The organism is Citromicrobium bathyomarinum, assembly GCF_038594605.1.
GTDB lineage: Bacteria > Pseudomonadota > Alphaproteobacteria > Sphingomonadales > Sphingomonadaceae > Alteriqipengyuania > Alteriqipengyuania bathyomarina_B.
In genome coordinates, this window is record NZ_JBCFZM010000001.1 from 197501 (window position 1) to 211744 (window position 14244).

9 protein-coding genes, 1 tRNA gene and 2 rRNA genes (1 of these 12 running past the window's edge) are annotated in these 14244 nt (G+C 60.3%); 11 read left to right on the forward strand and 1 reads right to left on the reverse strand.

Annotated elements, in window-relative coordinates; all coding sequences use genetic code 11:
- The 8 genes from AAG612_RS00925 to AAG612_RS00960 all read left to right on the forward strand — a co-directional run.
- Positions 1 to 2654: ribosomal RNA gene (locus tag AAG612_RS00925) — 23S ribosomal RNA — on the forward strand (it extends 136 nt beyond the left edge of the window).
- A gap of 133 nt (positions 2655 to 2787) precedes the next feature.
- Positions 2788 to 2902: ribosomal RNA gene (rrf, locus tag AAG612_RS00930) — 5S ribosomal RNA — on the forward strand.
- Positions 2903 to 3072: 170 nt separating this feature from the next.
- Positions 3073 to 3149: transfer RNA gene (locus AAG612_RS00935), tRNA-Met, on the forward strand.
- Positions 3150 to 3591: 442 nt separating this feature from the next.
- Positions 3592 to 3783 carry a hypothetical protein gene (locus tag AAG612_RS00940; RefSeq protein WP_342506318.1) on the forward strand — a complete coding sequence of 64 codons (192 nt, stop codon included), beginning with the start codon at positions 3592 to 3594 and terminating at the stop codon, positions 3781 to 3783.
- A 108-nt stretch (positions 3784 to 3891) separates the two neighbouring features.
- Entirely contained in the window at positions 3892 to 5181 is a 1290-nt protein-coding gene (locus tag AAG612_RS00945; RefSeq protein ID WP_342506320.1) for a toll/interleukin-1 receptor domain-containing protein, read from the forward strand.
- On the forward strand, positions 5181 to 6041 hold the full coding sequence (locus AAG612_RS00950) for a carbohydrate kinase family protein (RefSeq protein ID WP_342506322.1): 861 nt from the start codon (positions 5181 to 5183) through the stop codon (positions 6039 to 6041). Before AAG612_RS00945 ends, AAG612_RS00950 begins: the two co-directional genes overlap by 1 nt.
- A gap of 4 nt (positions 6042 to 6045) precedes the next feature.
- Positions 6046 to 6810 carry a 2'-5' RNA ligase family protein gene (locus tag AAG612_RS00955; RefSeq protein WP_342506324.1) on the forward strand — a complete coding sequence of 255 codons (765 nt, stop codon included), beginning with the start codon at positions 6046 to 6048 and terminating at the stop codon, positions 6808 to 6810.
- Between the two features lie 124 nt (positions 6811 to 6934).
- On the forward strand, positions 6935 to 7627 hold the full coding sequence (locus tag AAG612_RS00960) for a protein kinase family protein (protein ID WP_342506326.1): 693 nt from the start codon (positions 6935 to 6937) through the stop codon (positions 7625 to 7627).
- A gap of 125 nt (positions 7628 to 7752) precedes the next feature.
- Here the strand turns inward: AAG612_RS00960 and rtcR are convergent, their stop codons facing one another.
- Complete coding sequence (gene rtcR / locus AAG612_RS00965; protein WP_342506328.1) at positions 7753 to 9345, reverse strand: RNA repair transcriptional activator RtcR; 1593 nt, start codon at positions 9343 to 9345, stop codon at positions 7753 to 7755.
- A gap of 260 nt (positions 9346 to 9605) precedes the next feature.
- Here rtcR and AAG612_RS00970 point away from each other — a divergent pair, with 260 nt between their 5' ends.
- The 3 genes from AAG612_RS00970 to rtcA all read left to right on the forward strand — a co-directional run bounded on the left by AAG612_RS00970 (position 9606) and on the right by rtcA (position 14207).
- Positions 9606 to 11168 (forward strand): vWA domain-containing protein, encoded by a 1563-nt coding sequence (locus AAG612_RS00970; protein ID WP_342506330.1) that lies wholly within the window; start codon positions 9606 to 9608, stop codon positions 11166 to 11168.
- Positions 11169 to 11780: 612 nt separating this feature from the next.
- The gene (locus tag AAG612_RS00975; RefSeq protein ID WP_342506332.1) at positions 11781 to 13007 is read left to right on the forward strand and encodes an RtcB family protein; all 1227 of its coding nucleotides are present in this window, start codon (positions 11781 to 11783) and stop codon (positions 13005 to 13007) included.
- Between the two features lie 183 nt (positions 13008 to 13190).
- Complete coding sequence (rtcA, locus tag AAG612_RS00980; RefSeq protein ID WP_342506333.1) at positions 13191 to 14207, forward strand: RNA 3'-terminal phosphate cyclase; 1017 nt, start codon at positions 13191 to 13193, stop codon at positions 14205 to 14207.
- Positions 14208 to 14244: the final 37 nt, after the last annotated feature.

The window sequence follows — 14244 nt, forward strand, 5'->3', positions numbered from 1 at the left end:
CCATTTCTCTTCGATCCCTTCTGGGGCTCGGAGTGAGGTGGACAAGGTATCACCGAGTTGAATAAAATAGACTTGGTGAAGCGAACCCGGGGAACTGAAACATCTCAGTACCCGGAGGAAAAGACATCAACCGAGATTCCCGTAGTAGTGGCGAGCGAACCGGGACCAGGCCAGTGCCTTGGATTTAACTAGCGGAACAGTTTGGAAAGACTGGCCATAGCGGGTGACAGCCCCGTACGCGAAAGTGATTTTCAAGGACTTGAGTAGGGCGGGACACGTGTAATCCTGTCTGAATATGGGGGGACCACCCTCCAAGCCTAAATACTCGTATACGACCGATAGCGAACACAGTACCGTGAGGGAAAGGTGAAAAGCACCCCGATTAGGGGAGTGAAACAGTACCTGAAACCGGATGCTTACAAGCAGTTGGAGCCCCATAGGGGGTGACAGCGTACCTCTTGCATAATGGGTCAGTGACTTAATGTATCATGCAAGCTTAAGCCGTTAGGTGTAGGCGTAGCGAAAGCGAGTCTGAATAGGGCGACAGAGTATGATGTATTAGACCCGAACCCCGGCGATCTAGGCATGGCCAGGTTGAAGGTGCGGTAACACGCACTGGAGGACCGAACCGGTGAATGTTGAAAAATTCTCGGATGAGCTGTGTTTAGGGGTGAAAGGCCAATCAAGCCGGGAAATAGCTGGTTCTCCGCGAAATCTATTGAGGTAGAGCGTCAGATGTATGCCGATGGGGGTAGAGCACTGGATGGGCTAGGGCTGCGCGAGCGGTACCAAACCTAACCAAACTCCGAATACCATCGAGTCTTGTCTGGCAGACAGACGGCGGGTGCTAAGGTCCGTCGTCAAAAGGGAAACAGCCCTAACCTACAGCTAAGGTCCCCAAGTCATCACTAAGTGGGAAAGCATGTGGGAATCCCAAAACAACCAGGAGGTTGGCTTAGAAGCAGCCATCCTTTAAAGAAAGCGTAACAGCTCACTGGTCTAAATAAGGGTTCCTGCGGCGAAGATGTAACGGGGCTAAAGTGATGCACCGAAGCTTAGGGTGTACAGTTTACTGTACGCGGTAGCGGAGCGTTCCGTAAGCGAGTGAAGCCGAAGGGTAACCGACGGTGGACGTATCGGAAGTGCGAATGCTGACATGAGTAGCGATAAAAAGGGTGAGATGCCCTTTCGCCGAAAGACCAAGGGTTCCTGCGCAACGCTAATCGGCGCAGGGTGAGCCGGCCCCTAAGACGAGCCCGAAGGGGGTAGTCGATGGGAACCACGTTAATATTCGTGGGCCTGAAGATGTGTGACGGATAGCGGAAGTTGTGTGTTCTTATTGGATTGAGCATGCAGCCAAGTTGTCCCAGGAAATAGCCTCTTCATATAGACCGTACCCGAAACCGACACAGGTGGTCAGGTAGAGTATACCAAGGCGCTTGAGAGAAGTATCCTGAAGGAACTCGGCAAATTGCCTCCGTACCTTCGGAAGAAGGAGGCCCTGGATCGAGGCAACTCTTTTCAGGGGGCACAGGCCAGGGGGTAGCGACTGTTTAGCAAAAACACAGGACTCTGCTAAGTCGGCTTCAAGACGACGTATAGGGTCTGACGCCTGCCCGGTGCTGGAAGGTTAAGAGGAGGAGTGCAAGCTCCGAATTGAAGCCCCAGTAAACGGCGGCCGTAACTATAACGGTCCTAAGGTAGCGAAATTCCTTGTCGGGTAAGTTCCGACCTGCACGAATGGCGTAACGACTTCCCCACTGTCTCCAGGATATGCTCAGCGAAATTGAATTCTCCGTGAAGATGCGGAGTACCCGCGGTTAGACGGAAAGACCCCGTGCACCTTTACTGCAGTTTCAGAGTGGCATTAGGAAAGAGTTGTGTAGCATAGGTGGGAGGCTTTGAAGCATTGGCGCCAGCCGATGTGGAGCCATAGGTGAAATACCACCCTGCTGTTTTCTGATGTCTAACCTCGCACCGTTATCCGGTGTAGGGACCCTCTGTGACGGGTAGTTTGACTGGGGCGGTCGCCTCCTAAAGAGTAACGGAGGCGCGCGATGGTAGGCTCAGGACGGTTGGAAACCGTCTGCGAGAGTGCAATGGCATAAGCCTGCCTGACTGCGAGACTGACGAGTCGAGCAGAGACGAAAGTCGGTCATAGTGATCCGGTGGTCCCTCGTGGAAGGGCCATCGCTCAACGGATAAAAGGTACGCCGGGGATAACAGGCTGATGATTCCCAAGAGCTCATATCGACGGAATCGTTTGGCACCTCGATGTCGGCTCATCACATCCTGGGGCTGGAGCAGGTCCCAAGGGTTTGGCTGTTCGCCAATTAAAGTGGTACGTGAGCTGGGTTCAGAACGTCGCGAGACAGTTTGGTCCCTATCTGCCGTGGGCGTCGATACTTGAAAGGAGTTGCCCCTAGTACGAGAGGACCGGGGTGAACGTACCTCTGGTGTACCTGTCATCCTGCCAAGGGTGCCGCAGGGTAGCTATGTACGGACGGGATAACCGCTGAAAGCATCTAAGCGGGAAGCCTCCCTTGAGATTAGGTATCTTCGAACCGTCGTAGACCACGACGTTGATAGGCCGGGTGTGGAAGTGCAGTAATGCATGGAGCTAACCGGTCCTAATAGTTCTGATCATGCTTGAGAATTTGCACCATCAACGACAGTCCTGCTGGGCTTCGTCGATCGGAAAGAATGCTCGAAGCCAGATAGACGCCTCGAATACCAGCCAGTCTTCGGATTGGCGCATCGATTATAGCCCACCCGCAAGCTTCATTGCTTCGTGGTCATAGCGCCTGTGACCCACCCGATCCCATCTCGAACTCGGCCGTGAAACCAGGCAGCGCCGATGGTACTAGTGCTCAAGCACTGGAAGAGTAGGTCGCCGCGAGGCATTGTAGCTTGCGGGGTGTGGTATAAACCCATTCACAAAGTCGAAGGGCTGACCCGCAAGGGCGGCCCTTTTGGCGTCTTTCGCGACGTCGTGCCGAGCGGAGCTATCATTTGCGATGCATGGCACTGGTTGCGGATGCAACCGCTGGCCTTGGGCCAGCCACATGGTGACGCGGGATGGAGCAGTCCGGTAGCTCGTCAGGCTCATAACCTGAAGGTCGTTGGTTCAAATCCAACTCCCGCAACCACCGAACCCCTGAAATCGCTAACGTTTCTCGCCTCGCTGTTCCCAGCGGGGCTTTTTGTGTTGAGTTCTGTAAGCACATAGTAAGCAGTTGTTGGACGGCTGCCCGTATGCAGCCGGCCAAGCTGAACTATGCACTGCCTTGTGACGTGACCCCAGTTTTCCCTAGCTTTGATTAGAGTCGGGCCGTTGTTTTGCGCATGGGAGCATCTTGCTTTTGAACGTTCGCGATGTCGCCCTCGAGTTACTAAGCGAGCGATACGCCGTAGTCATATGCTCTTCAGAAGGCTACCAGGGCAGTGACACTCATCTTCCGCTGCCGAATATCAAGTTGATGGAATTCCACCAATCGGTGCGGAGTATCCAGCAACCCGGGGCCTATGGCTGGACCCGCTCCGGCGGCGTCTGCCCGCTGGGGGGGGAGGATCTCATCTTCAGGATGAGCGGTGCTCCTGCAATACCTGATCGACCCGGAGGATCGGCGCGAGGTCGAACTGCACTTCGAAGATATCGCTGCGATCTTTCCCGAACTAGGAGATCGCGGTGTTTTCACGATATCGAGCGATCGCTTCCCGAAGCGCTTCGATTTCGGACTTGAGCTGGTCATTGCCGAAGCCGGCGTACGATCCTTCCTCTAATCGTGACGGGGTATGGACGGTCTCGGCCGTACGGAAAATTGCCCACCTTTGTGGTTTTCGCTTGATCTGACATCGCCGCTTCGAAAACATGCTGGCCGAGAAATCCGTTTGGCGCTGGCGGCCTTGGCAGACATATTCATCAGCTATTCGCGCAAGGACCGCCACACCGCATCTCGCCTTGCTGAATTGCTCGTACAGAGCAACTACACGGTCTGGTGGGATCAGAACTTGAAGCGGGGCTCTCGCTTTCGCGAAGTGATCGAAGCGGAACTTGACCAGGCTCGGGCGGTCATCGTCCTTTGGAGCCTCAGTTCGACGCATTCTCGCTGGGTACTCGACGAAGCCGATCATGCAGCCGATGACAACAAATTGTTGCCGGTCAGGCTAGATTCCAGCCAACCACCGATGGGTTTTCGGCAGCTCCATACTACCGAGATGGAAAGTCGCGCCCTCTCCTCCAAAGCGGCAGCCTTCGTTCAACTGCTCAAAGATCTAGAGGCGCTTGTCGCGACGACAACTGGGGAGCAGGCAGCCCCATCCCCCCCACCCGACATCGTCCGCATCGCCCTGTCGCCACTCTTCGTCATCCACGCCATAACCAGCGCCTGGGAGGTGGAGCGGCATCTCGGAATGGCGGGCGGGCTCGTCGCGACGACATCATACCCGTGGAACGATCAGATACTCGAACATCTCGAAGACGGGCAGCTCGATCTCGCGATCTACAATTTCAACCGCGCGAAGGGATATTCCGATCGTCGAGCGTCGCCTGGCTATTCGATAATAGGTCAGGCCGGACGCTCCATGGGAGGCCATAATTTTTCCATCCTCGCGAAGACCGACAGTACCTGGAGCGAAATTGGTCAGGATGGCTTCGCGAAGGCGATCGCCGGCGCAACCGTGGGCCTGCCGGTAAAGAGCGATATGGCTGAGGTATTCTACCGCGTCGTTGGCGGAAAGGAGGCGGTCACCGAGCATGGGATCAAGGTGGTCGACGTTCCCATCACCACGGGTATGGAGTTTTTCTCGCTGATCCCCGATGCGCTCCTGAATACCGGTCAGAACGTCAGGCAATGCGCGATCGCTGCCGGAGAGGTTCGGGAAATTTTGCCCAGATCGGCACTTGACGAAGCGATCAGAGCGGAACTGCTTTCGGCCTCGCGCAATTGCATCATCGCGAGCGATCGGCTCGTTTCATTGCTCGGCGGCCAAGAGGCAGCGAAGGCGTTTGCAAACGCCCTTTGGATAAGCTTCAACACCAATTGGGCGAATGCGGAACGTCATCAGATCCTGCTCGAAGAACTGGTTTCGGGCTCGTATAACTGGAGTTTTTCGGATAGTATCGTGCGTCAAGCTGTCGAAAAGATACTTTACGAAAGCTATAGGATTGGTTTCGACTAGTGGCTTTCATCGTGATCGGCGGATTGAATTTCGATATCGTTCTCAAGACGGATCGCTTCCCCGTGCCGCACGAGAAAATGAGCGCATTCGAACGTTACGAAGGCCCGGGCGGCTCGGCCCCAAATACCGCCTACTGGCTGGGCAAACTGGGCTGCGAAACGATCTTCCATGGCGAACTGGCCGACGATCACTTCGCCAGCCTGTCTATCGAGAGCTTGCGCAGTGCGTCGGTCGGGACTTCTCATCTCAAGGTGTCTGCGGGCACGGACAGCCGCCTGGCCGTCATCATTTCGACTGGCGAGAGCAAGATGATGATCTCCTCGGGTGGGCCCCGGCGTCCCGACCAAGCGATACGCGAGTGCCTGGGGTCGGCGGATGCGCCGGAGCCAGGAGATATCGTGCACATCACGTCGCGCCATTTCGCCGGAGCAGAAGACTATATCGCCGGAGCGCAGGCTCAAGGAGCGATTATAAGCGTCGAGTTGAATGGCGCCCATCCAGAGAGATTCGCCGCGCTGTGCGATTTCATGTTTTGCAACGAGGACGAACTGCAACGGGCGCTCGGGACCGATGATGTGATCGAATGCGTTCAGGGTCTGATGGATCGATCCGATGCCACACTGGTCGTGACCCGCGGCGCGAGCGGAGCCTGCGTCATCGGCGGGAAGCACGCACCGATCCACATCCCTACCGCAGCGGTTCGACCTATAGACCGGACGGGTGGCGGCGATGCCTTCAATGCCGGCTTCCTGAGCGCCCTCGCCCGGAATGCACAGGTGGAGGAGGCCGCTGCAAAAGGGTTGGAGCTTGCAGCGAAAGTCATCCTCCACAACGGCGCCCGGCCCGCTTTGAAAGGTTAATTTAGTGCAGCCAAAAGAACTCGGAATTGCGCTCGTCTTCAATGACGACGACAGCCGCAGGATGCTGCAACGTCAGCAGGTACTGGTGGATGAATTCGGCCTCCAGCCCGATTTTGGCCTCGCCGAAGATATCCCGCATCTCACGCTCATGCAGCTCAATAGTGTCAATTGGGACGTGATCGACGACTATTGGCAGAATATTGTTCGGATATTAGAGACCCAACATGTCCCGCCGCTTATATTCGATAGGGTCATCTACAAGCCGACGGGTTGGTACTTCTGGCTAGCGCAAAAGAACGATGCGCTGCAGGCACTCCACGAGGAAATCGTTGCCGCTTCCGGATCGCAGACTGCTCCGGGCGAACCCGATACAAAGACCGATCGCTTCACCCAGGCTGAGAAGGAGGCATATGAAACCTACGGATATCGCTATGCCGGATCGACATTTCTCCCGCACGTAACTCTGGGAAAGCTGGATGATGAAAATCCGGACGTTGTGCGGCGCGCGACCGAGTTGTTTTCCGAGATTGACGGCGAATACCGGCCCGCCGCTTGCACACTCTACGAGAAGGGTCCCTTCGGCTCACACCGGCATGCGCAACGATCGCATGCGCTCGACACGCGCTCTGCCGTCTTCGGCTCCGGTCAGTCGGACCATGGACCTCCCGGTCTTGCAAGCGGGCCGGATCCGGCGTGCGTAGAAAGGCCGGACGGCGATGGTCGCGCGCGGCGCGGGGGTTTCTTCTCGCGCCTGTTTGGCAGGAAGTAAGATTGGATAGCGGGATCCATCGATCGGAGGGCGTGAGATGAACCAGAAGCAGCCGACAAGCGCCGGGCGCTATCGGATCGACAGCCTGTAGGAGGATCCCTTCGCCTCCGGCAATGCGCTAGATGTGCGACTAGGCCGACAGGTCTTCATCAAGATCGGGGATGCCTCTGCCGCCGCCGCCCTGGCCGCCACCTGGCGGACCTTCGCCGCACACGCCATTCCCGGGATGCTCGCCATTCTCGATTTGGGAGAGCACGAGGGCCGGCCTTACGCCGTGTTCGAATGGCTCGACGGTATCGCGCTTGCGAACCTGCCCGCTGAATTCCAGCGCACTGGAAGAAGCCCGGCCTCCGCGATCGACACGATCGCTTCTCAGACGCTGGAGACGCTCGAAGCACTACGCCATCATGGACTGGTGCACGGCGACATCTCGCCTCTCAATATTATGGTCTCGTCTCTTGCGAGCCGGACATGGCTGATCGATAACGCACCCGACTTAGTCGGCGGTCCCGTTCACGCAACCATGCGCTGGCTCGCCGCCCACGGCAGCGATCGGCTGGCTTCGATGTACGCGCATCTTGGCAGCCTCCCTGCCGAGCTGGCCGAAACCACCGAGCAAGGCGGCCGCCTGCCGCCCGATGCGCTGCCGAAAGTGGTAGCGATCATCGTGATGGCGGCGCTGAGCGCGACGCTGATCGGGCCGGGAACATTGTCGGCGCTGGGCTTGCCTGAGGACTTCTCGCGCGAGCGCGCGAGCGAGTATCTCATCCGCTGGCGGCATTCGGGCGACAGCGCGGATCATCCAGTGGAGAGCTGACCTCCCCAAGGTCGAACGCAGCCTTATCCTGCCCCTCGCGCCGGGCCGAATGGTTGCCGGGGCCGGGCGCCGCGATCCCAGTCGGAACAGGCGTTTCCCTCGGAACCTGCCTGTTCGAGATCGACCTATTGGCGGATATCGGCCCAGGTGAGGTCATAGCGCGCAAGGTATTTTCGAAGGCGGTCGGCATCGTTCGTCGACCTACGGTGCTGGCGGGATACGCAAAACAGCTCTCTCCCCGCCGCCGACAGGTTGGGATTGCGGCGGCAGACCCGGATCACTTCGGCCAGTTGGGGCAGGTCGAAGGGGTCGAGCCGGCTCAGCCTCTCTTCTCCCAGAACAGCGAGCAAGCGCCCTTTATCGGAAGAACCCGCCTCGGTCGTCCAAGATCGCTGGAGGCGAGCGACCTCGAGGTCCACCGTTTCGCGGTTGATCCGGCCATCGGCGCTCAGCGTGGCCATGCGCGTGATGCTGGCAGAAAGATTCCGAAAATTGCCGCTCCATGCCGCAGCCGGGCTGGTTGCGAACGCGACATAGCGTTCTCGCGCCTCCTTGTTGAAGGTAACGCGTGTGTCTTCGGCGAAGGCGAACCGTTCCAACTCGAAGTCGATGTTCGGCTCGATATCCTCGCTGCGTTCGGCGAGGCCGGGCAGGTGGAAGGTCCACAGGTTGAGCCGCGCGAACAGGTCGTCGCGGAAGGTGCCCTTTGCTGCCGCGTCGATCAGATCGAGGTTGGTTCCTGCAATCAGCTGGAACTGACTTGCCACCTCCCTGTCCGATCCCATCGGCAGGAAGCGCTTTTCCTCGATCGCGCGCAGGATCATCGCCTGTTCGTCGAGCCCCAGTTCGCCAATCTCGTCGAGGAACAGCATGCCGCCGTCGGCGCTGCGCAGCAGGCCCGCGCGGTCGGCGACCGCCCCGGTGAAGGCGCCCTTCTGGTGGCCGAAGAGGGCGGACATCGCGTTGTCACCCTTCAGCGTCGCGCAGTTGACCTCCACGAAGGGGCCGGCCAGCCGGTGCCGGTCGGCCTTGAGCTCATAAATGCGGCGCGCCAGCAGGCTTTTGCCAGCGCCGGTCGGCCCCATCAGCAATAGCGGAGCCGACGACCGCGTGGCGACCTGCTCGATCTCGTCGATCATCGCATTGAAGGCGGCGTTGCGCGTCTCGATCCCGCCCTTGAGGAATGAGGTGCTCTCGCGGCTGCTGGCGGCAAAGCGCTGGGCGATGCTGTCGTAGCGCGACAGGTCGAGGTCGATCGCGTTCCAGCTGCCGGTCGGGTCGGGCTTGCTCCGGACAGGCTGGGTCTGGAGCAGCTTGCCCGGGATGAAGCGCGCTTCGGTCAGCAAGAACAGGCAGATCTGCGCGACGTGGGTGCCGGTGGTGATATGGACCAGATAGTCCTCGTTCTCCGGCTCGAATGCGAACCCTTGCGCAAAATCGAGCAGCTGGGTGTAGACCTCTTCGAAATCCCATGCGTCCTCGAAATTGATGACGTGGGGCACGACTTCGGTCTCGGGCGAGACATCGCGGATATCCTGCGTGACGTACTCGGCAAGGCGGCGATGGTAATCGCCGTGGAGCAGTACGAAGCGATCTACGCGCAGATCGGGCTGCATGCACAGGCCGACTGTGGGCCGCCACTTGTTCCAGCGCGATGGCCCGAACTTCGACGCGTCGAGGGTCGAGCCTAGAAATCCGATGACGGTCGTTGACTTCATGCCAGAAGCTATAAAATTTTATCGTACGCGATACAAGGAGATAAGAAAGGAGGACTTCCACGATCGACGACGTCAGCGCACGGAAATGCTAAAATCTATTTATATCAGATGTTTGAGCTTAATTTGCATTCGTCACGACGAAACTGGCACGCCTCATGCAAATCATCCGGCACCGGGTTGGTCGAACGCCCGGTGAGACGCGGTGAAATGGGCGGTCGGAATCGGCCGGCCGCCCAAAGCCCGTTAGATGGAGTTGGACGATGGCCAACAAGAACCTGTTTTCCTCGGCGCTGGCGAAGGTGCTCCCGCGCACCGATGCGGTCAACGAGGCTGGCGGCGACGCCTATGCCTACGGGCCGCAGGCCCTGCTCGCGCAAATTGCCGCGACGGGCACCCTGTCGGACGGCTTTTATGCCGACGCGCAAGACCAGCTTGCCAAGGCGCTTGATGCCGCGCAGGCGGTCGATCCCGAATGGGTCGCCAAGTGCGCCGTCTATGCCCGCACCTCGGGTTCGATGAAGGATATGCCCGCGCTGCTTACCGCCGTGCTTTCGACGGCTGATCCGGACCTGATGGTCCCGGTGTTCCGCCGCGTGATCGACAACGGGCGGATGCTGCGCAATTTCGTGCAGATCATGCGGTCGGGGCAGACGGGGCGGACCTCGCTCGGCTCGCGGCCCAAGCGGCTGGTGCGCGAATGGCTGGAGAATGCCTCCACCCGCCAGCTGATGCGGGCGGCGACGGGCAAGGACCCGAGCCTGGCGGACATCGTGAAGATGGTCCATCCGGCTCCGGCTTCTGCCGAGCGGCGCGCGTTCTATGGCTGGCTGATCGGCAAACCCTACGATGTCGCGGCGCTGCCGAAGGAGATCGCGCAGTTCGAAGCATGGAAGGCGGGCCGCCAGAATAATGTTTCTGGGCCGCTGCCGGATGTGCCCTTCGAATGGCTGACCTCGTTCGAGCTGACCGCGAAGCAGTGGGGCGTGCTGGCCGAACGCATGGGCTGGCAGGCGCTGCGGATGAACCTCAACACGCTGGCCCGCAAGGGCGCGTTCCAGGTGAAGGGTGTGACCGAGATGGTTGCGGCTCGCCTGTCGGACGAGGATGCGCTGTCGAAGGTTCGTCCTGCTCCCTACCAGCTGATGACGGCGCTGACGCAGGTCGGCGACGGCGTACCGCTGGCGGTGCAGGCTGCGCTGGAGCACGCTTTGGAGCGTTCGCTGGTCAATGTGCCCGCGCTGGAAGGCAATGTCGTGGTGTGTCCGGACGTGTCGGGCTCAATGGGCTCGCCGGCGACCGGATGGCGCAAGGGTGCGACCTCGGTCGTGCGCTGCATCGATGTTGCCGCGCTGGTCTCGGCCGCGATGCTGCGGAGCAATCCGCATACCCGTGTGATGCCGTTCGAAGTGGGCGTGGTGAACCTGACGCTTGACCCTATGGCCCGCGTTGCGGTGAACGCCGCGAAGCTGGCCGGGGTCGGCGGGGGTGGAACCAATGTCTCGGCTCCGCTTGCACGGCTCAACCGCGAGCGGGCGAAAGTGGACACTATCATGATCGTTTCGGACAACCAGTCCTGGATCGATGATCGACGGCATGGGGCAACGGCGACGATGAACGAGTGGGCGAAGCTGAAGCGTCGCAATCCGGGTGCAAAGCTGATCTGCATCGACATCCAGCCTTACGGCTCGACGCAGACCTGGGATGACCGGAAGGACATCATGAATGTCGGTGGCTTCACCGATGCAGTGTTCGACGCGATGGCGCGCTTCGCCGACAATGGGGCGCGCGACTGGGTCGAGATCGTCAACGAGGTGGAGTTGTAAGAACGGAGCAAAAGGTCGCGGCGGATGCCGGGAGGACTACATCGTGTCGCAGGTTCAAGTCCTGCCTGCCGGGCAACCGGCAGTAGCTCAGCTGGTTAGAGCAGAAGGCCCCTAGGGGTTCGTCTTTCCAAATCCTCGCCGCCGCGACCTCGCTATTGAAGATACTTTTTGGACAGGGTCGGGGCAAATGCCGGTGGGACTACATCCTGCAAAGATAGGCCCGACGAGTAAAGCGCCCGTACCCGGGCAACCGGGTGCAGGAGATGCGGGTTCGAACCCCGCCGCCGCAACGTAGCTTAAGGGCCGCATGTCTCGCCAAGACTCGTTGCCCCGACCCTGTCTGCAAGTGACAAAGCGGTAACGCGAACAAGAACTTATCGCTGGCGGATGCCGGTGGGACTACATCGGGAACCAGGCGGTTCGAACCCGCCCCCGGAGCGATCCGGAGAAGTCTCGCCAATCCTCGCCGCCAGCACTCGAATTTGAACGTCGGCGAATGCCGGTGGGACTACATACAGGGACCGGGGAGGCGGGGCACGGCCTGCGCACCCGGAGAATGTCTCGCCAACCTTCGTCGCCGACACATAGTGATAGAAAACCAGGGAGGTCGCGATGACCCAAACGACTTACGAGTTTCAACAGGTCGACGGCGGGGCACCGATCAAGATGTGGACTCGCGGCGTGCCGGTGGACGACAAGGCGCGCGACCAGCTTTCGCGCGCAGCGAAGATGCCGTTCATCTTCAAGCATGTGGCCGCGATGCCCGACGTCCATGTCGGGATCGGCGCGACCGTGGGCTCGGTAATCCCGACCAAGGGCGCGGTGATCCCGGCGGCGGTCGGCGTGGATATCGGCTGCGGCATGATGGCCGCGCGCACCTCGCTCGTGGCGAGCGACCTTCCGGATAACCTTGAAGGCATCCGCTCCGCGATCGAGAAGGCCGTGCCGCATGGCCGGTCATCGGGCCGCGGCGGGCGCGACAAGGGGGCCTGGGGCGATCCGCCGACCGAAACGATCGAGGCGTGGGCAACTCTCGTCCACCGGTTCGACCGGATCGTGGCGAAGTACCCGAAGCTGGAACGGGCGAACCATCTCGTCCACCTCGGCACGCTGGGCACGGGCAACCACTTCATCGAGCTGTGCCTCGATCAGGACCAGCGCGTGTGGGTGATGCTCCATTCGGGCAGCCGCGGGGTCGGCAATGCGATCGGCCGCTACTTCATCGAACTGGCGAAGCAGGACATGCGCAAGTGGCATATCAATCTGCCCGACGAGGATCTCGCCTATTTCCCGGAAGGGACCGATCATTTCGACGATTACGTCGAGGCGGTCGAGTGGGCGCAGGACTTCGCCAAGCTCAACCGGCGCGTGATGATGACGCATGTCATCGCCGCGCTGCGCGGGCAGATCGCCAAGCCCTTCAAGGCCGAACTCGAAGCGGTGAACTGCCATCACAACTACGTGACGCGTGAGAACCACTTCGGCGAGAACGTGCTGGTGACTCGCAAGGGCGCGGTGCGTGCGGCCAAGGGTACGATGGGCATCATCCCGGGCTCGATGGGCGCCAAGAGCTTCATCGTGCGCGGGCTGGGCAATGCCGACAGTTTCGACAGCTGTTCGCACGGCGCAGGCCGGATCATGTCGCGGACGCAGGCGAAGAAGGCGGTGACGCTCGACGAGCACATTGCCGACACCGCCGGGGTCGAATGCCGCAAGGACATCGGCGTGATCGACGAGACGCCCAAGGCCTACAAGCCGATCGACAAGGTCATGGCCGCGCAGGCCGATCTGGTCGAGATCGTGCATACGCTCAAGCAGGTGGTGTGTGTGAAGGGGTGATTGTGTCGCCCTTCGGCCCAGGCTGGCCTGCAAATCGCGTGGTGGCGCGCTTCCGATGCTCACGACCCGAAAGGTCGCTGCGCTTCGGGTCGCGCCACCCCACAATTTTCGACTCACCCTGAACCGAAGCTCGACACAATCGGCGCGCCGGGTCAGGTGAGAAACCGACAATAGGAAAGAACAATGATCACCATCGACGGCTCCGAAGGGGAAGGGGGCGGGCAGATCCTGCGCAATGCTTGCGCGCTGTCGCTCGTCACCGGCGAGCCTTTCGTCATCGAGAAAATCCGGGCCGGGCGCGACCAGCCTGGGCTGATGCGCCAGCACCTCACCGCGATCGAGGCTGCGTGCACTATTGGCGCAGCCGAGTGCGAGGGTCTGGAACTTGGATCGAACCGGATCGCCTTTACGCCGGGTCGCGTGACGCCGGGCGAGTATCGCTTTGCCGTGGGCACGGCGGGGTCGACCGCGCTGGTGCTCCAGACGGTGCTCATCCCGCTCGCGCTGGCGGACGCACCGTCGCGCCTCGTGATCGAGGGAGGCACGCATGCCAGCATGGCACCTCCGTTCGACTTTATCGAGAATTGCTTCCTTCCCGTTTTCGAACGGATGGGCCCGCGCGTCTCGGCGCGGATCAAGCGGCACGGCTTCTTCCCGCGCGGTGGCGGGCGGATCGAGATCGATATCGAGCCCGCGCCGCTGCGCCGGATCGAGTGTTTCGAGCGTGGCGAGCCGCAGGGGCGTGAGGGAACGGTGCTGTTCGCCTCGCTAAAGAGTGACATCGCCGAACGGATTCGCAAGGCTGCGCTCAAGGCCTTGCCAGATTGGGAGGAGGCGCAGATTGCGATCCGCGAACTGCCTGCGGACCAGGGGCCGGGCATCGCGCTGATGCTCGACGCGCAGTTCGAGAATGTGACCGAAGTCGTGTCCGGTTTTGGCAAGCTTGGCCTCTCGGCGGAGAAGATCGGTACGACGGCTGGCAAGCGGATGGCGGGCTACGAAGCGTCGCGCGCTTTTGCGGGCCCCTACCTTCAGGACCAGCTGCTGCTGCCGATGGCGCTGGCAGGCGGCGGGGCCTTCAGCAGCGTGAAGATCAGCGACCATACGCGCACGGCTGCCGAGATCATCGCCCGGTTCACCGGACGCGCAACGCAGTTCGAGGATGCAGGCGAGCAGGGAACCCTCGTTCGGATCGCCTGATAGAGGGCGCCGCCAGCCCTATTCCGGCTGGCGGCAC